The 17,439-nt window shown below is 65.2% G+C and carries 19 protein-coding genes and 2 pseudogenes; 14 read left to right on the forward strand and 7 right to left on the reverse strand.

Going from position 1 to position 17,439, the window contains the following annotated elements; genetic code table 11:
- Window positions 1-2 precede the first annotated feature (2 nt).
- Complete coding sequence (locus FHW64_RS32855) at window positions 3-299, forward strand: hypothetical protein (protein ID WP_184533449.1); 297 nt, start codon at window positions 3-5, stop codon at window positions 297-299.
- On the opposite strand, the gene pgeF is transcribed toward FHW64_RS32855, so the two are convergent.
- Both pgeF and maiA read right to left on the reverse strand, forming a co-directional pair.
- A complete protein-coding gene (gene pgeF, locus FHW64_RS32860) occupies window positions 231-983 on the reverse strand; it encodes a peptidoglycan editing factor PgeF (protein ID WP_184533518.1) in 753 nt (250 codons plus the stop codon). The two genes, FHW64_RS32855 and pgeF, sit on opposite strands and share 69 nt — an antisense overlap.
- Window positions 983-1,621: a maleylacetoacetate isomerase gene (maiA, locus tag FHW64_RS32865; protein ID WP_184533516.1), complete on the reverse strand. Its 639-nt coding sequence runs from the start codon at window positions 1,619-1,621 to the stop codon at window positions 983-985. The genes pgeF and maiA overlap by 1 nt, the downstream gene beginning before the upstream one ends.
- A 132-nt stretch (window positions 1,622-1,753) precedes the next feature.
- Here maiA and FHW64_RS32870 point away from each other — a divergent pair, with 132 nt between their 5' ends.
- The 4 genes from FHW64_RS32870 (at window position 1,754) to FHW64_RS32885 (ending at window position 4,133) form a co-directional block, all read left to right on the forward strand.
- A complete protein-coding gene (locus FHW64_RS32870) occupies window positions 1,754-2,455 on the forward strand; it encodes a fumarylacetoacetate hydrolase family protein (protein WP_184533451.1) in 702 nt (233 codons plus the stop codon).
- An 11-nt stretch (window positions 2,456-2,466) separates the two neighbouring features.
- Window positions 2,467-3,018: an NUDIX hydrolase gene (locus FHW64_RS32875; protein WP_184533453.1), complete on the forward strand. Its 552-nt coding sequence runs from the start codon at window positions 2,467-2,469 to the stop codon at window positions 3,016-3,018.
- Window positions 3,015-3,491, forward strand: coding sequence for a CreA family protein (locus FHW64_RS32880; protein WP_184533455.1), 477 nt, complete (start codon window positions 3,015-3,017; stop codon window positions 3,489-3,491). Before FHW64_RS32875 ends, FHW64_RS32880 begins: the two co-directional genes overlap by 4 nt.
- Window positions 3,492-3,593: 102 nt before the next feature.
- Window positions 3,594-4,133 carry a murein hydrolase activator EnvC gene (locus tag FHW64_RS32885; protein WP_260306547.1) on the forward strand — a complete coding sequence of 180 codons (540 nt, stop codon included), beginning with the start codon at window positions 3,594-3,596 and terminating at the stop codon, window positions 4,131-4,133.
- 13 nt (window positions 4,134-4,146) lie between these two features.
- Here the strand turns inward: FHW64_RS32885 and FHW64_RS32890 are convergent, their stop codons facing one another.
- Entirely contained in the window at window positions 4,147-4,584 is a 438-nt protein-coding gene (locus tag FHW64_RS32890) for a DUF1810 domain-containing protein (protein WP_184533457.1), read from the reverse strand.
- Window positions 4,585-4,694: 110 nt separating this feature from the next.
- On the opposite strand from FHW64_RS32890, the gene FHW64_RS32895 reads away from it, so the two are divergent.
- Window positions 4,695-4,982 carry a hypothetical protein gene (locus FHW64_RS32895; RefSeq protein WP_184533459.1) on the forward strand — a complete coding sequence of 96 codons (288 nt, stop codon included), beginning with the start codon at window positions 4,695-4,697 and terminating at the stop codon, window positions 4,980-4,982.
- 21 nt (window positions 4,983-5,003) lie between these two features.
- Here the strand turns inward: FHW64_RS32895 and FHW64_RS32900 are convergent, their stop codons facing one another.
- A complete protein-coding gene (locus FHW64_RS32900) occupies window positions 5,004-5,774 on the reverse strand; it encodes a hypothetical protein (RefSeq protein WP_184533461.1) in 771 nt (256 codons plus the stop codon).
- Window positions 5,775-5,781: 7 nt separating this feature from the next.
- Window positions 5,782-6,591: a GntR family transcriptional regulator gene (locus FHW64_RS32905; RefSeq protein ID WP_184533463.1), complete on the reverse strand. Its 810-nt coding sequence runs from the start codon at window positions 6,589-6,591 to the stop codon at window positions 5,782-5,784.
- Between the two features lie 80 nt (window positions 6,592-6,671).
- Here FHW64_RS32905 and FHW64_RS32910 point away from each other — a divergent pair, with 80 nt between their 5' ends.
- From FHW64_RS32910 to FHW64_RS34955, 8 genes and pseudogenes are all read left to right on the forward strand, one after another.
- Complete coding sequence (locus FHW64_RS32910; RefSeq protein WP_184533465.1) at window positions 6,672-7,550, forward strand: oxaloacetate decarboxylase; 879 nt, start codon at window positions 6,672-6,674, stop codon at window positions 7,548-7,550.
- A gap of 7 nt (window positions 7,551-7,557) precedes the next feature.
- Window positions 7,558-8,964 carry a 3-isopropylmalate dehydratase large subunit gene (leuC, locus tag FHW64_RS32915; protein WP_184533466.1) on the forward strand — a complete coding sequence of 469 codons (1,407 nt, stop codon included), beginning with the start codon at window positions 7,558-7,560 and terminating at the stop codon, window positions 8,962-8,964.
- A gap of 2 nt (window positions 8,965-8,966) precedes the next feature.
- Complete coding sequence (leuD, locus tag FHW64_RS32920; protein WP_184533468.1) at window positions 8,967-9,596, forward strand: 3-isopropylmalate dehydratase small subunit; 630 nt, start codon at window positions 8,967-8,969, stop codon at window positions 9,594-9,596.
- Window positions 9,593-10,150, forward strand: coding sequence for a YbhB/YbcL family Raf kinase inhibitor-like protein (locus FHW64_RS32925; RefSeq protein ID WP_184533470.1), 558 nt, complete (start codon window positions 9,593-9,595; stop codon window positions 10,148-10,150). Before leuD ends, FHW64_RS32925 begins: the two co-directional genes overlap by 4 nt.
- A gap of 50 nt (window positions 10,151-10,200) precedes the next feature.
- Complete coding sequence (locus FHW64_RS32930) at window positions 10,201-11,175, forward strand: tripartite tricarboxylate transporter substrate binding protein (RefSeq protein ID WP_260306548.1); 975 nt, start codon at window positions 10,201-10,203, stop codon at window positions 11,173-11,175.
- Between the two features lie 5 nt (window positions 11,176-11,180).
- Window positions 11,181-12,617, forward strand: coding sequence for an MmgE/PrpD family protein (locus FHW64_RS32935; protein ID WP_184533473.1), 1,437 nt, complete (start codon window positions 11,181-11,183; stop codon window positions 12,615-12,617).
- A gap of 32 nt (window positions 12,618-12,649) precedes the next feature.
- Window positions 12,650-13,621 (forward strand): tripartite tricarboxylate transporter substrate binding protein, encoded by a 972-nt coding sequence (locus tag FHW64_RS32940; RefSeq protein ID WP_184533475.1) that lies wholly within the window; start codon window positions 12,650-12,652, stop codon window positions 13,619-13,621.
- 273 nt (window positions 13,622-13,894) lie between these two features.
- Window positions 13,895-14,458, forward strand: a pseudogene (locus FHW64_RS34955) (integrase arm-type DNA-binding domain-containing protein); the annotation flags it as partial.
- Window positions 14,459-14,652: 194 nt separating this feature from the next.
- On the opposite strand, the pseudogene FHW64_RS32945 reads toward FHW64_RS34955, so the two are convergent.
- Together FHW64_RS32945 and FHW64_RS32950 are read right to left on the reverse strand one after the other, a co-directional pair.
- A pseudogene (locus tag FHW64_RS32945) lies at window positions 14,653-15,195 on the reverse strand (DUF5131 family protein); the annotation flags it as partial.
- A 612-nt stretch (window positions 15,196-15,807) separates the two neighbouring features.
- The gene (locus FHW64_RS32950; protein WP_184533477.1) at window positions 15,808-17,256 is read right to left on the reverse strand and encodes an IS1182 family transposase; all 1,449 of its coding nucleotides are present in this window, start codon (window positions 17,254-17,256) and stop codon (window positions 15,808-15,810) included.
- Window positions 17,257-17,439: the final 183 nt, after the last annotated feature.

Consider the following 17,439-nt stretch of genomic DNA (forward strand, 5'->3'; position numbering starts at 1 on the left):
CTATGCACCTCGTCGTGATTGCCTGGCTGTATGTTGCCTTGATGATGGCGGTCGCAGAGGCCACCAACACCAACGGCACGGTCCTGGGCGCGGTCTTCACCTTTCTACTCTACGGCCTGATTCCGGTGGCACTGGTGGTTTACCTGATGAGCTCACCCGCACGCCGACGCCTCTTGAAGGAACGCGAAGCCACCGAAAGGGAAGCCGCCATTCGTGCGCATGCAGCAGCATCAATCGCGCCAGACACAGGCGGCGAAGCGCCCGCCGATGCGATCGCGCCGGTGCGAGAAAAATCGTAACGGGTTGTGCACCGTACACCACGCGTCGGTGCTGTCGTTGCCGTAGAGCCGGGTGACCCCGGCAGCATGCAGCCGCTGGCGCGCGAGCCCTGCGAGATCGGCCATCCACTTGCCGTTTGCCTGCGCGGGTCTGAAGTACTGCCTCGCATCCGGTGATGCGCTTTCGAAAGCGGCGCGGACTTCATCGCCAACCTCGAACGCATCGGGGCCGATGCACGGGCCGAGCCATGCGATCACGCGCTGCGCACCGCCGTCTGCGCCGAAGCCATCGAGTGTGCGTTCGAGGACGCCGGCGGCAAGCCCGCGCCAGCCCGCGTGCGCCGCTGCGACGCAGTGACCGGTTTCGTCCGTGAACAACACCGGCAGGCAGTCGGCCACCATGATCGTGCAGGCGATGCCTCTCTGGACCGTGATGCAGCCGTCGGCGACCCTGCCGTCGCTCGCACCGCTGCCCAGAACGGCAACGTCCGTCGCGTGCACCTGCTGGAGAAAAACCGGCCGCGCACCGATCGCATCGGCGAGGACCTGTCGATTCGAGCGCACCGAAGCCGGGTCATCGCCGACGTGGTCCCCGAGATTCAGACTCTGGTAGTTGCCGCTCGAGACGCCGCCGGCGCGCGTGGTACATACCGCACGCACACCAGGCGGCGCCGGCCAGTCGGGGACGATCCAGTCAGCAGGTATCACGCTTCGGCGTCTGGCGACTGTGAAGGCTGCGCACGCTGGAAGGCCTCGAGCTGCATGCAGGCCTCGAACGCCGCCATGGTGCGCGGCAGTCCGCTGAAGTCGCAATCGAAGCGCTGCCCATTGAAGATCTGCGGCACGAGGCAGCAGTCCGCCATGGTGGGCGTGTTGCCGTAGCAGTAGGTGCTGGCGGGCAACAGGGCCAACTGGCGCTCGAATGCCAGCAAGCCCTCGCGCACCCAGTGGCGATACCAGGTGTTCTTGGCGTCGTCGTCGACCTTGAGGTCGCGCACGAGGTACTTCAAGACGCGAAGGTTGTTCAGCGGATGAATCTCGCACGCAATCGTCTGCGACAACGCGCGCACCTTCGCGCGGCCCACTGGATCGTTCGGCAGCAGCGCCGGCTCGGGGTACACCTCGTCGAGGTATTCGATGATCGCCATGGACTGGGTGAGGCGTTCGCCATCGTCCTCGAGCAGTGGCACGAGCATGTCGGGCGAAATCGCGGAGAACGGGCCGGTCTTGTGGTCGCCGCGGGCGATGTGCACCGGGATGTAATCGAAGTCGAGGCCCTTCAGGTTCAGCGCGATGCGTACGCGGAACGAAGCGGAGGAACGAAAGTAGTTGTGCAGCTTCATCATCCGGCAAGCATATCCCCGCCGGATGTCACCGGCCAGCCACGTGGGCAGGGCAAGGCCCGAGAACGGCCCGCCGCGCGCTCTGGCACACTGCCGTTTTCGCAAGAAAGCGCAAAAAGGACTCTATTTCCCATGGCCTCCGAGTACGTATTCACCCCCCAGCCCCTCGTCTCGATCCCCGTCGTCGGAGAAGCCGCCCGCTTCCCGGTGCACCGCATCTATTGCGTCGGCCGCAACTACGAAGAACACGCCAAGGAAATGGGCTTCACCGGCCGCGAACCGCCCTTCTTCTTCATGAAGCCGGCCGACGCGGTCGTGGTGGTCGATGCCGGCGCCACCGGCACCATGGCCTACCCGACGCTCACCAAGAACCTGCACCACGAAATCGAGCTCGTCGCAGCCATTGGCACCGGCGGCAAGAACATCAAGGCAGCAGACGCCTACAAGCACATCTTCGGCTACGCCGTCGGCCTCGACATGACCCGCCGCGACCTGCAGAACGACATGAAGAAGCAGGGCCGCCCCTGGGACATCGGCAAGAGCTTCGAGCAAAGCGCGCCGATCGGGCCGATCGTGCCGGTCGCCAAGGCGGGCGACGTCGAGAAGGCGGAGATCTCCCTCAAGGTCGCTGGTGCAGACCGTCAGCGCAGCAACGTGAGCAAGCTGATCTGGAACATCGCGGAAACCATCGAGCACCTGTCGGCTGCATGGGAGCTGCAGCCGGGCGACCTGATCTTCACGGGCACGCCTGAAGGCGTGGCGGCGGTGGTCACCGGCGACACGCTGGTCGGCGAGATCACCGGCCTGCCGACCCTGACGGTCAAGGTGGTCTGAGCCAGGCTCCGATGTTTCTGCGCGTTCCCATCAAGCACTGCAAGAACTGCGGCACCGCGGTGGTCTACCGTGTCCCCGACGACGGGGACACGAAAGAGCGCGCGGTCTGCCCGGCATGCAACACGATCCACTACGAGAACCCGCTGAACGTGGTGGGCACGATCCCGGTCCTGGGCGACCGCGTGCTGCTGTGCAAGCGCAACATCGAGCCGCGCTGGGGCAAGTGGACACTGCCCGCGGGCTTCATGGAGCTCAACGAGACCACCGAACAGGGCGCGGCACGAGAAACCGATGAGGAGGCCGGCGCCGAGTACGAGATGGAAGGCCTCTTCGCCGTCATGAGCGTCGTGCGGGTCGGGCAGGTCCATCTGTTCTATCGCGCCCGTCTGCTCAGCGATCGTTTCGATCCGGGCCACGAGACGCTTGAAGCGAAGCTCTTCACCGAGGAAGAAATTCCCTGGGACGAGATCGCGTTCCGCACCGTCAAGGCGGCGCTCGAACGCTACTTCGAAGACCGGCGGCGCGGCAGCTTCGATCGCGTCCACACGCTGGACATCGTATGAGCCCTCTCGCGCGAGGCACTGCCGTCCTGGCGCTGACGGCTCTTTCGCTCTTCGCGAGAGCCGAACAGGTCGGCGACGTCGACACCGCCTTCAAGCTCATCGGCCCCGACCACAAGATCGTGGTCGATGCCTACGACGACCCGAAGGTGAGTGGTGTGACCTGCTATGTCTCGCGCGCGAAGACCGGCGGCGTCTCGGGCGCGCTGGGCTTGGCCGAGGACAAGGCCGAGGCCTCGATTGCCTGTCGGCAGGTGGGCCCGGTCAGCATCACGCAACCGCTGCCTAAGCGCGAAGAGGTGTACAGCGAGCGCCAGTCGATTCTCTTCAAGCGACTTCGCGTCGTCCGCATGGTCGACGTAAAGCGCAACACGCTCGTCTACCTGACCTATTCCGATCTCCTCATCGACGGCTCACCGAAGAACAGCGTCACCGCGGTGCCCATCGATCGCGCGGCGCCAATACCCGTCAAGTAGAAGCGTTCGTCTGATCCCAATGACGGCCGCGCCATGCTAAAAATGGCGTTCTGTTGTGAGGTCGGGAACCCCCTGGCGTCCATCGCGTTCGAAAGAGCCGCCATGAAAGTACACAACCACTTTTTTCGTGCCGCTGCCGCCATGGCGGCGGCTGTCTCACTGGTCGCCTGCACGTCGACGCCCCTGAACCAGAGCCAGGGGCCGGCACCCGGCTTCTATCCATTGCCACCCGCCACGGCACGCCCAGCGCCTCCGCCTGCACCCGCGAAGACAGCGACCTTCCTGCGCCCCGCGCCCGGTCGGACCATCTCGACGTTCGACGGTACGCGCAACAAGGGCATCGACATCGCGGGCAACATGGGCGACCCCATCGTCGCATCCGCCGACGGGCGCGTGGTCTATGTCGGCGGCGAACTGCGCGGCTACGGCAACATGGTGATCGTCAAGCACAACGACACCTATCTCACCGCCTACGCACACGCACAGACGATCCTCGTGAAGGAAAACGAGGTGGTGCGGCAAGGTCAGAAGATTGCCGAGATCGGCAACAGCGGCGCTGATCGCGTGAAGCTTCACTTCGAGATCCGCAAGCAGGGCCAGGCCGTCGACCCCGAGCCGTACCTCAACGGCGACCTGCACTAGGCCCGCTGGGCCGTCAAGGCGTGGTGCCCTGCAGGAGCAGCAGGGTGCCGCGATCCGAACTCCCGCCAAAGTACTTCTGCAGGCATGAGCGGAACACCGTCGTCGTCGAATCGGCCGTGATCGAGAAGAGCGTCATCGAAGACCAGAACTTCTGATCGTCCGGCGAGCCGAAGATGTCGCCGACGCTGCGATCCTGCACGTCCAGCACGATCTCGCTGCACTGCCGAAGACGCGGGCCGAGCACAGGATGTGCGAGATAGGCGCGCGACTCCTCGAGCGAGGAAATGGCGTAGTGCTGAGCCATCGTGCTGCGCCCCAGCCCGGCCAGTTGCGGAAAGACGAACCACATCCAGTGGCTGCGCTTCCTGCCAGCGCGCAACTCATCCATCGCAGTGTCGATCACGTCGGCCTGGGCATCGACGAAGCGTTGCAAGGCGAAGGGGTCGTTCATGGGACCAACTCCTCCTGTAGGCGGCATCTGTCCGCGGTTGACGAAGTATGCCGCGTTCATCTTGCTTCATGAAAGCGTGAAATCCATGAGCTTGAGAAAAGGAGATCACCATGTTCAGCGAAGCGATCCATTGCAGCGATACGGAGACGGTCAGATTCGCGATCTACCCGGACGGCTTCGATGGACCCCGCATCATCGCCCGCATCTCCGACGACGCGCTGCACGACATCTTCGAGGCACCTCGCGACGACGAGTGCTTTGCCGCTGCCTGCCAGTCGCACTTCGACCAGATCGAGGCCAAGGCGCTGGAGCGCTACCTCGCCGCACCGCAGACCGCCGTGCTGCTCGAAAGCGCAGACTTCTTCGCGAACGCGGAAGCCGAACTGACTGCCGCCTGAGCGCCCCGGGGCCGCCGCGCGTCAGCGGGCCTCTTGTGCGAGTTCAGCCTGCGCGCGTATCAAGGACCGATCCGACACACCCACTACCCCCGAGAACGGCGTATCGAGTTCGAGGATGATGAAGATCGAGCAAGCAAAGGCGATGGCGCAAGTACACAGGGCGAAATAGACGCTCCGATTGCCCACCAGGAACACACCCAGGCCGAAATAGATGACCGTGACCCAGCCGGTCACGACGACGAGCAACGCGGTTGGCACGGTGCTTGTTCCGTGTTCCGCGACGAGCACGCGGTCATGCGCGATCGTGGTCGAGAGCTGCATCGCGCGTGTTTGGTGCCACTTCTCTGCATCGGTGTGTGGGGAGAGCGACAGGATGGTCTGCTGAAGCTCCGAGACCGCGCGCAGGTTCCTGAACCAGTCCTTGTCGTCGACGTCGTGCCGCCCTTCCCGGCTGGCCAGCCGCGTGATGTCGTCGAGCACCTGCCTGAGCCGCGAGCGGGCTGGCTGCGCCTCCTGGCCGAGCGCCATCAGCGTTCGGTCGAGCAGCACGATGGACGTCGCGGTCTGAACCAGCTCCGCCTCGCGCTCGTCGAACGAACGCTTCGCCGACGTAATCATCAGGCCCAGAACGAGCGCCAGAAGCGTCGCAAGCATCCCGATGCCGATCTTGGCAGAGTCACGCGCATCATTGATCAGATGGTGGCTCGGAAGGAACGCGGCAAGCCGGATGCCCAGCCCGAGTGCTGCCAGCGTGAGCAGAAGGACGATTGCGGCGGCGGCGTAGGAGATCATGCCGGCGTCATTTTGCAGTTTTCGGTTCGTCGAGCACGATGCGCCCCGCCGTCAAGGTGTTGACGGTGGCAGCCGGGATCTCCATCAGGATGCTGGCGCGCTCGGCGACCATGTGCGCCGTGAGGTGCAGCACCGGGCGGTCTTCCAGGTCGTGCATCAGGCGCACGAGCTTGAGCAAGGGCCCGCCGACTTCGGTCTGTAGCAGTGCGGCGCGCTGCGGATCGGTCACCGCCGCGCTGATCTCCTGCACGACCCGGCCGAACTTCACGCCCTGGTCCATCAGGATTTCGTAGAGCGCGCGCTTCTTCAACGCGGCTTCGGTGGCGCGCCGGCCGATGGCCACTGGCACCCAGGCTTCGGTAAGCATGGCCGGGAGGCCGTCGCGATTGGAGCGCACGCGCAGCGCATGCACCGCCTTCTCGCCGGGGGTCAGCTCCAGAAGGCGCGCCACATCGGCTGGCGGTGCGGTCTGAACCACCTCCAACACACGCACGACCGTCTCGGTCGCGGTCTTGCGCAGGCTGTCGATCACGCTGAGGCTGGGCGCCGGCCGCCAGGACGCGCCCGCCTCGCCGCGCACGAAGGTGCCGCGGCCGTGGCGTCGCTCCACGAGGCCTTGAGCCGCCAAGTCGCTCAGCGCGCGACGCACCGTGATGCGCGAGACACCGAAGCGTTCGCATAGCTGCTCCTCGCCCGGCAATGCGCCGCCCGCGAACAGTCCACGCGAGATCTCGTCACGCAGCACCAGAAAGATTTGCCGATGCAGCGCCGTGCCGCGCGCGCTGCTCATGGAGTTGTCCGCCGTCGCCGTATTCATGGCCGCGAGCATAGCTGGTTGACTTGTTGTTATGTTGTGATATTCTTAATACAACTCGATCAATCCAAGAGACAACTGACATGAGCCACCCCGCCTCGCTTCTTCGGCAACTGCTGGCCGCGCCCGGCATGGTCATCGCCCCCGGCGCCTACGACTGCATCGGCGCGCGCCTGATCGAGCAGGCAGGCTTTCCGGCCGTCTACATGACCGGCGCGGGCACTTCCGCGTCACGCGGGTTTCCCGACTTCGGTCTTCTGGACATGAGCGAGATGGTGGGCAATGCGGCCACCATGGCGCGTTCGATCTCGGTGCCGCTCATCGCAGATGCCGACACCGGCTACGGCAACGAGCTGAACGTGACGCGCACCGTGCGCGAGTACGAATCGCGCGGCGTGGCCGCGATCCACATCGAAGACCAGGTCTCGCCCAAGCGCTGCGGGCACCTCGACGGCAAGGAGGTGGTTTCGCGCGAAGATTTCGTCTCGAAGATCCGCGCCGCAGTGGAAGCGCGTCGCACCAAGGACTTCATCGTGATCGCGCGCACCGACGCACGGGCCATGCTGTCGCTGGACGAAGCGATATGGCGCGCCAATGCGGCGCTCGACGCCGGTGCCGACATGGCCTTCGTCGAAGCCACCCAGAACCTGGATGAAGTGGCGGCCGTGCCCAAGCAGGTGAAAGGCCCTTGCCTGCTCAACGTCGTGCCCGGCGGGCGCACACCGATCTTCGACCTGCGGCAGGCGCAGGACATGGGCTACAAGCTTGCGATCCTGCCCGGCCTGATGCTCAAGGCCGCCATCGAGGCCGGCGATGCAGCACTCGCCGAACTCAAGCGCAATCATCAGGCGCCGCAGGTGACGCAGACCGTGGCCCAGACCTTCCGACGCTTCGGTGCTGACGAGTGGGACGCGCTGCGCACCCGCTTCAACGCAGGCGCCACCATGGAACAGAAGCGCTGAGCCGGCCATGAACGCGCGAACCCTCTTCGACAAGCTGTGGGATGCGCACGTGGTGCGCGACCTGGGCGATGGCTGGGCCCTGCTGCACATCGATCGTCACCTGCTGCACGACCTGTCCGGTCCGCCCGCGCTGGGCGAGGTCGCTGCGCGCGGGCTGCCGCTGCACAACCCCGAGCTGGTCTTTGCCACGCCGGACCACGCCGTCTCCAGCCAGCCGGGCCGCGTGGCGACGACTTTCCCGCTGGGCGGCCGGCTGCACGGCGCGCTCAAGCAGCTCGGCCAGAAGATGCACGTGCGACTCTTCGACCTGGGCGAGCCAGGCCAGGGCATCGTTCACGTGATGGGTCCGGAGCTGGGCATCGTGCTGCCTGGCCTCACCGTGATCTGCGGCGACAGCCACACCTGCACCAACGGCGGCCTGGGCGCCATGGCCTTCGGTGTGGGCTCGTCGGAAAGCACTCATGCGCTGGCGACGCAGACACTGCGCCAGCAGAAGCCCCGGCAGATGCGCGTGCGGGTCGAAGGCCAGTTGCGCACCGGTGTCAGCGCGAAGGACCTGGCGCTGCACATCATTGGCAGGCTTGGCGCGGCCGCGGGCGTCGCGCATGCCATCGAGTTCGCTGGCCCGGGCATCGAGGCGATGGAAGTCGAAGGCCGGCTCACCCTGTGCAACCTCTCGGTGGAACTGGGTGCGCGCTTTGGCCTCGTGGCGCCGGACGAAAGGACCTTCGCCTATCTGCGCGGCCGCCCTTTCGCGCCACAGGTGGCAGACTTCGACGCGGCGGTCGCGCAATGGCGCGACCTGCACAGTGACGAAGGTGCCCGCTTCGATCGCGAGGAAGTCTTCGACGCAAACGCGGTGCGCCCGACCATCACCTGGGGCACGAGCCCCGAACACGCCATCCCCATCGACGGATACGTGCCGGACCCGCAGGCTGCGAGCAACGATACGCAGCGCGACAACATCCGTGCAGCGCTGGACTACATGGGACTCGCGCCGGGCCAGAAGATCGCCGGCACGCCGGTGGATTGGGTCTTCATCGGTTCCTGCGCCAACGCACGCCTGTCGGACCTGCGCGCCGCCGCCGAGGTTGCACGTGGCCGCAAGGTGGCACCGGGCGTGAATGCGTGGGTCGTGCCCGGCTCCGAGAACGTCAAGCGCGAAGCCGAGGCCGAAGGCCTGCGCGCGGTGTTCGAGGCCGCCGGCTTCTCCTGGCGCGAACCCGGCTGCAGCATGTGCGTCGCCGCCAATGGCGAACAGGTACCGCCGCAGCAGCGGTCGGTCTCCACCTCCAACCGCAACTTCGTCGGCCGCCAGGGCCCCGGCGCGCGCACGCACCTCGCCAGCCCGGCGATGGCAGCCGCCGCAGCCATCGCCGGCGTCATCTGCGACATCGAATCGCTCCAGGCTTGAACATGCAGCCCTTCGTCTCCGTCACCGGCGCCGCCGCGCACCTGCCGCGCGCCAACATCGACACCGATGTGATCGTGCGCATCGAGCGCCTCACCACGCTGACGCGCGACCAGCTCGGCCCCTATGCTCTCGAAGCCCTGCGCTACCGCGAGGACGGCAGCGAAGAGCCGGGCTTCGTCCTCAATCGACCGGCCTTCCGCGGCGCACCGATCTTGCTGGCCGGCGAGAACTTCGGCTGCGGCTCTTCGCGCGAGGGTGCGGTCTGGGCGCTGATGGGCATGGGCATCCGCTGCGTGATCGCGCCGAGCTTCGGCGACATCTTCTTCAACAACTGCTTCCAGAACGGAATGCTCGCGCTTCGCCTGCCTGCATCGGAAGTCGAGACGCTCGCTCGTGCGTGTGCGGACGGTTCCGCCCTCACCGTCGACCTGCAAGGTTGCACGCTCACACATGAAGCCGTCGGGACACGGCCCTTCAGCGTCGACCCATTGCGGCGCGAAGCCCTGCTGCTGGGCCTCGACGACATCGGCCTCACGCTGAAGGACGATGCGCTGATCCGCGCCTGGCAGGCGGCCGACCGCCAACGCCGCCCGTGGGCCTGGCCGGCATCAGCCGCGGAGCCGCGCGCATGAGCCAAACCCCGATGAGCCCGTGGCTGCTGCGCTGGATCGGTCTGCCGCTGCGCGGGCGACGCGCCGGCGATGCCACGCTCGCGTGCAACGACCCGGTGCTGGCCGCGCTTCCGCAAACGCTGGCGCTGCACAGTGATTCCTTCAAGCATGGCCACGCGATGAACGTGCGGCAAGCAGGCATCGGCGTGGGCGACAACCTTTCTCCCGAATTGCAGTGGGACACCTTGCCGGATGGCGCCACGCACTGGGCCCTGTTGATCGAGGACCCGGACGTGCCGCTTCGCCACGCCTACGTGCATGGCGTGGCCAGCGGCCCCGCCTCCGTCGCGCGGCTCGCCGAAGGCGAACTCGAGAGCTATGCCGGTGCACGACCGCTGCCGGGCCATGGCCCGCATCGCTATGTGTTCCAGCTCTTCGCGTTGACGCAGCCGCCCGACGCACCATCGACGCGCGAACAACTCATGCCATTGCTGCGCCGCCATGCGGTGGCGCGCGGGCGGCTGGACGGCCTGTTCCGCCGCGACTGGCTGCGCGCGCGGCCGGTGGCTCCCTGAAGCGACACCACTTTCGAGAAAGAACACACATGACGATGGAGACAAGACGAATGAAAAGCCACGCGTGCCTTCGCGCCGCCGGCGCATTGGCAGCCGCCGCAATGCTGACCACCCCTGCAGTGCAAGCGCAGAGCCTCTGGAAGCCCGACCACCCTGTCTCGCTGGTCGTGCCCTACACGCCCGGCGGCGGCACCGATGCGACCGCCCGCGCCGTCGCACGCCGCCTGGGCGAGCTGTGGGGCCAGCCGGTGGTCGTGGAAAACATGCCGGGCGCCGACGGGCTGATCGGCACGCGGCGCGTCATGGACGCGCGGCCCGACGGCTACACGCTGCTGTTGCAGGTGCCATCCATCGTCGTCACCAAGCACATGCCCGGGCTCAAGGGTGTGGACCCGATCCCTCGCTTGACGCCTGTTACCGCGGTCTCGATCTCGCCGGCCGCGATCGTTGCAAGCGCGAAGGTGCCGGCCAAGACCCTCGATGAATTCATCCGCTACTGCAAGACCGCGAGCACACCCTGCTCGCTGGCCAGCGGCGAGAGCCTCGCGCGTGTTTCGGCCAAGCAACTCGCGGCAGAGGCCGGCATTCCGAACCTGATCGTCGTCAACTACAAGGGCACCGGCGCGATCGTCACCGACATGATCGCCAACAACGTGAACATGGCCTTCACCGGCATCACCGCCGCTCTGCCGCACTACAAGGCCGGCACGCTGAAGATCTTCGCCACGCAAGGCCAGAAACGCGCCGCCGCGCTGCCTGAAGTGCCCACCACCGCCGAGGCTGGCTATCCGCAGTTCCAGTCGGTCACCTGGTATGGCCTCTTCGCGCCCAAGGGCACGCCGGCCGAGGTGACACAAGGCATCGTCGGCGCATTGCGCGAAGCCGTGAAGGATGCTGACGTGCAGAAGACCATCGCCGCGGCCGGCGCCGAGCCGCTCGTGAACACGCCTGCCGAATTCGCCGCGCAGATCCGCGAGGACAGCGCACGCATGGACGCACTGGTGAAGCTGTATCCGCTGGAGTGAAACCGATGAGCCTTGCATCCAAACCCACCGCCGCGACCGACCCGGCCGGGCCCACCGGGCAGCTTTGCGACTGGCTCGCCGGCTTCTCGCTCGACCACGCGCCAGCTTCGGCGCGCGAACGTGCCAAGGCACTGACGCTGGACGGCATCGGCTGCGCCATCGTCGGTGCCCAGTTGCCGTGGTCGCGCACCGCGGTGGAGATCGTGCGCCGCTTCGAGGGCGCGGGCGATCGCAGCATCGTCGGATGGGGCGCGACTACCAGCGCGCCCGCGGCAGCGCTGCTCAACGGAACCTTCATCCAGGGCTTCGAACTGGACGACTATCACCCGCTGGGCCCACTGCACAGTGCGTCGATCGTGCTGCCCGCCCTGTGGGCCGCGGCCGAAGACAAAGGCAGAAAGGTCAGCGGCCGGCAGTTCGTCGAAGCCGCGCTGGCAGGCTACGAAGTGGGCCCGCGCGTGGGCATGGCGCTGCACGGCGCGCAGATGCTGTCGCGCGGCTGGCACTCGGGGTCCGTCTTCGGCACGCATGCTGCCGCTGCGGCGGTAGGCAAGCTCATGCGCCTGGATGCCGCGCGCTTCGAAGATGCGCTGGGCCTGGCCGGCACGCAGTCGGCCGGGCTGATGGCGGCGCAGTACGAAGCCATGTGCAAGCGCATGCATCACGGTTTCTCAGCGCGCAACGGGCTCTACGCCGCCGTGCTGGCCGAAGGAGGCTACACCGGCATCAAGCGCGTGTTCGAGCGGCCCTACGGCGGCTTTCTCTCCACCTTCGGAGAAGGCCATGACCCCGATGCATCGCAGATCACCAGCGGCCTCGGCCAGCGCTGGGAGGTCGAGCGCATCGTGATCAAGCCCTATGCGGCCATGGGCGGCATCCACTCGCCGCTCGACGCGCTCTTCGATGTTGCCGCGCAGCGCCCGCTTCGGCCGCACGAGATCGCGAGGATCGAATGCGATGTCTCGCACGCCGTGTACCACCATGGCTGGTGGGTGCCCGAGCGGCCACTGACGCCCATCGGCGCGCAGATGAACATCGGCTATGCCCTGTCGGTGGCGGCCATCGACGGCGCCGCGATGGTGCGGCAGTTCTCGCCCGCGCGCATCGACGCCGACGATGTCTGGGCCCTGCTGCCCAAGGTCGAGGTGCGGCACGACCCGGCCTTCGACGTGGGCGGCATGCTCAAGCGCGGCCAGACCCGTGTGGCCGTGACTTTCACCGATGGGCAGCGCATCGTGGCCGACCGCAACAGCTCGCGCGTGATCGAGAAACCGCAGGACACCGCCGGCGTCGCCGCCAAGTTCCGCGACCTGACCGACGGACTGATCGATGCGCCGCGCCAGCGCGCCATCGAGGAGATGACGCTGGGTCTGGAAGACCTGCCTGACATACGCGAACTGATGGCGCTGCTCGCGCCGCCCGTGCGCGCGGCCTTCGAGTGAATCACAGACAGCATCGACACGGAGACAAGCCCATGGACTCCTTTCGACGACTCGGCGCCGCCGCGCTTGCCGGCCTTGCCCTCAGCAGCGGCGCCTTCGCACAGGCCGACTGGCCCATGCGCCCGATCCGCATCGTGGCACCGTATGCGGCAGGTGGCGCCGGCGATGAGAGCGCCCGCACCATTGCAGAAGGCCTCTCGAAGGCACTCGGCCAGCCCGTGGTGGTGGACAACAAGCCCGGTGCCGGCGGAGTGATCGGCGCCGACATCGTCGCGAAGTCGCCGGCCGACGGCTACACACTGCTGGCAGGCGCCAACGGCACGCTGATCAATCCGCTGATTCACCGCAAGCTGCCCTACGCGGCGAGCGACCTGGTACCGGTGACCGGCGTGTCCTTCTCGCCCTCGTTGATCGTGGCGGATCCGACCATCAACGTGAACACCCTGGCGCAACTGCAGGTGCACGCGAAGGCCGATTCCAAGGGCATCTTCTTCGGCACTACCGGCATCGGCAGCACGGGGCATTTCTCGGGCGAGATGATCAAGGCAGCGCTCGGCGTGCCGCTCACTTTCGTTCAATACAAGGGCAGTGGCGAGACCGCCATGGCGCTGAGCTCGCACCAGGTGCAGCTGCTATCCGACGTGCCCAGCGTCGCCCTCGTGAACCTCGGAAAAGCCGGCAAGGTGCGCATGCTGGCCGTGGCCTCGGACAAGCGCATGCCGCAATTGCCCGATGTGCCGACCACGGCCGAAGCGGGCTACCCTTCGATTCGCATGATCCATTGGCTGGGTCTCTTCGCGCCCAAGGGAACGCCGCCGGCGGTGCTCGACAAGCTCAACGCCGCGGCGCAGACCTTCATCAGCTCGCCAGCCCAACGCGCCGACATGGCCGCTCGAAACACGGAGCCCATGCTCGGCAACCGCGCGCAGTTCACCGCTTTCGTTGACAGCGAGACCGCACGTCTTGGCAAGATGGCGAAGGATCTGAGCATGGTCGCGGAGTGAGCTGCACGCGCTGAGCGGGTCAGCGCCGAGCCACAAATGACGAAGGGGTTAGCAGCTATTCGCCGCTAACCCCTGTCAATTTTGGTCGGTGTGAAAGGATTCGAACCTTCTACCCCTTGCACCCCATGCACTTAATATCGCATTGCGTTGCACGCCGTTAAACACAAGAAACTCATATAAAACAATAATTTATCGAATATTCTTGTCCAACGCCGTGCAACCAGGTGGGTTAAAATTCACCGCCATTTAGGGCATATTTAGGGCACGGTAGGCATGGCCAAATTAACTGTTCGGGCAATCGAGGCGGCAAAACCGCGCGCCAAACCCTACAAACTCACGGTAGACACCGGGCTACACCTCCGCGTAGCCACCAATGGGGAGAAGCGGTGGCTCGTCAAGTACGTGGTGGACGGCAAGCAGCGAGAAGCCCGCCTGCCCAAGCCTTACGGGAACGGTGGCGAAGGATTCATGGGGTTGGCAGATGCCGCTGCCGAAAATGCCCGCATTCAGTCGCTCGCCCGGTCCGGCATTGACTTTCAACAACAGGCAGCCGACGCGCTCGCCAAGGAGCGCCAGGCGGCAGAGCAGCTGCGCACCACCCTGCTCCCGTTTTCCGAGATGTTCGAGGAATGGCTGAAAACCGGCGTCGCCCGCAAAGACGGCAATGCGGAACTGCGCCGGTCTTTCGCCAAAGACGTCATCCCCGTCATTGGCGGCAAGCCCGTGAAGGACATGACCGAGCACGATCTCCGCAAGGTTCTCGTCTCCATCGTGGCACGCGGGCGCAACCGAATGGCAGTGCGTGTGTATCGCGACCTTGTCCAGGTGTTCACATGGGCCGAGAAGCGGAAGCCCTGGCGAGAACTGCTGATCGAGCAAAACCCCGCCGAGCTGCTCGACATCGAGAAGATCGTTGCTCCCAGCTACAACATCAATGATGAGCGTGAGCGGGTGCTGTCGCCTGACGAACTTCGGGAACTGCAGGGCATCTTTCGTCGCATGCACGAGGTACGGCAAAGCGCGAAGGACAGCTTCAACCACTGGCGCAGATCCAGGGGCCCAAGTAGAGGCTCGCATGACAAGAACCGGACAGCCGGCGTATCGAACTCCAGAAGATACTTCAGCCGTTTGCCTGCGGCATCCTGGTTCTCGACGGTCGCGCCCAGCCAAACATTGGAAGGCAGCTCATAGCCCTTTGGCAGTTGCTTGCGCACCAAGTGGATCCGTTTGGTCAGGAGCAGCCAATCAAGATGAGGCGTTGCCGCGATGAGGTCCAGAAGGCGCAGCCGATGCGGAACCAGATCCTTGCGGTTCTCGAAGACGTCTGCCATGGACGCACAAAACACGCGCCGCCTAGTCTTGCTCTCCTTGGCCTCCCGGTCCCACTTCAAGGGTTCCTTCCAGTGGGCATCGCCAAAAAACCGCCGTTCCGACTTCGCACCCCAAACGTCTTCCCCGAGGCGCTTCGCCCAGGTTTCGGCATAGCAATGGTCACACGCATCGGACACGCGCACGCAACCCCACCATGGATTGAAGGTGTGGTGCGTCCACTCGATGCGGGTGTCTTTTCCCATGGTTCACTCTCTTGATGCATTGTAACAATGCACTGTTATTTTGTACAGCTTTGACGCAGCGAGCGGGCCTTGCGGGAGAAAGACATGTTCGGCGCACAAACTAGAACGCGAAATGCGTCGGCGCTGGACGCCCTAGGAGGCGGAACTCACCAGCGAGAAGAGGGAGCGGCAAGGGCCGAAGTCCTCGGCTCACAGCAACGCTTGGTCGGCGAATGACAAGATGATTCTCCGTCCGGCCACGATTCAGCTCACGAACTTCCGCTTACTGTTCTACCAGCGGACTCAGAGACTCAAAGCACTGAGCTACCGCATCGAGGCTCAACGCCGTTCGGTAGCGCCAACCCGCCATAACGCAACCCACCATAACGCCCCATTACGGTGGGTTGGTACACCGGGCATCAACGCCCTGCACTTCTGCTGCCTGGCAGTCAGCGGCCATTGAGGGATGCGGCGAGGAACGACGGCTCACGCTGGAGCCCGTGTGAGAACGGCCGCCATGGCGTTCACCCGCGCCAGTAGACGATCGCCGGCCATGGTGGTCGTCCAGTAGTACGGCGAGGCCGAGATGCTTACTTGAGGGGAGAAGGGGCCGTTTGCGGCATAAAAGGGTGGTCACCCACCGGCCAGCCTCACCGCCTTCATCGTTTTGGCGATACCCAGGATAGAGATGACGCGCTTGAGGTTGTAAGCGAGCACGCTGAGGCTGAACTCTGTACTCACGTTCTCGATGCCACGCGTCAGGAAGTGCGTCCAGCCCATCCAGTGTTTCAACGTGCCGAAGACGTGCTCGATGGTCTTCTTACGCGTCAACATCGCATCCGGCTGGCGATCAAGGCGTCGCTGCACTGCCTCCAGAACGTCTTCATGCTCCCATCGTGAGATCCGTCTGTAGTCACTGGGTGTGCAGCGCGCCTTCATCGGACATTCAGGGCAGGCACTGCTCCAGTAGCGGCGCATCTGTAGGCCGCTCTCCTCGCGCGTGAACCTATAGATCGCGCGCTCCCGGGCGGGGCACTGATATTCATCGTCGCGAGCGATGTACACGAAGTCCGCCCTGTCGAAGCGGCCCGCTGCCTTGGCGTTGGAGGTCGTTGGCTTGGGGACGTACGCTTCGATTTCCGCATCGGCGCATGCCTTGATCTGCACGCTGCTGAAGTACCCGCGGTCTGCGATGGCCTTCAAGCGGCGCTTGCCCATGGCTTCGCACGCAGCATGCGCCATCGTGCTGAGCTGGGCCCTGTCACTGCCCGTGTTTGTCACCTGATGGGCCACAACCAAGTGGTGCTTGGCGTCCACCGCCGCCTGCACGTTGTAGCCGACCATCGCCATGCCCGTATTGCTGTGTGTGGTCATTGCCCGGGCATCGGGGTCGCTCAGCGAGACCTGGCCGTCAGGCGCCGCCCGAACCTGCTCGCGCATGCGGCGCAACGCCTTCATCTTCTGCCGAAGATCGTGCACCTTGGCGCTCAGCCGGGCCGTCTTCTCAAGCCAGTCGCTCGGCCCCGTGCGATCGTTGGTGTCCAGCGCATCAAGGTAGCGCCGGATGTTGGCCTCGATTTCCCGCTCCCGACGGGCGATCTTGCCTTCGGTGTAGTTGCGCTCTCGACTGTTCACCGCCTTGAATTTGCTGCCGTCGATGGCGACCACGGCTTGAGAGAACAGCCTCAGTTCGCGACACAGCACGATGAAGCGCCGGCACACGTTGCGAATGCCCTTGCCGCTGTCGCGCCGGAAGTCTGCGATGGTTTTGAAGTCCGGAGCAAGCCGTCCCGTCAGCCACATCAACTCGAGGTTTCGCTGGCACTCACGCTCCAGGCGCCGACTGGACTGGATACGGTTGAGGTAGCCGTAGATGTAGATCTTGAGCAGCACGGCCGGGTGATAGCCGGGCCGACCGGTGCAAGCGGGGCGAACACATTCGAACCCGAGTTCCTGAAAGTCCAGTTCGTCGACGAAGGCATCGACCACTCGGACCGAGTTGTCCTCCGCGATGAAGTCGTCGAGACACTCCGGCAGCAAGGTGACCTGAGTTCGGTCCTCTCCCTCGATGAATCGCTTCATGTGACCCCTCTCGACGAGTTGCCACAACATAGGCGAGTTGCGCGAGTCCTTCAACCGTTTTCACACAGCCTCGCTGCGGAGCGGTCCAAAGCCGCGCATCGTCGCCTCACATCCAATTGGATTTCCGAGACCGATGTAGCCACGGCTCCTGGGTCAGCAAGTCCCGCACCTTCGCGGCCAGGA

This window comes from Variovorax sp. Sphag1AA, from assembly GCF_014192575.1.
GTDB lineage: Bacteria > Pseudomonadota > Gammaproteobacteria > Burkholderiales > Burkholderiaceae_C > Variovorax.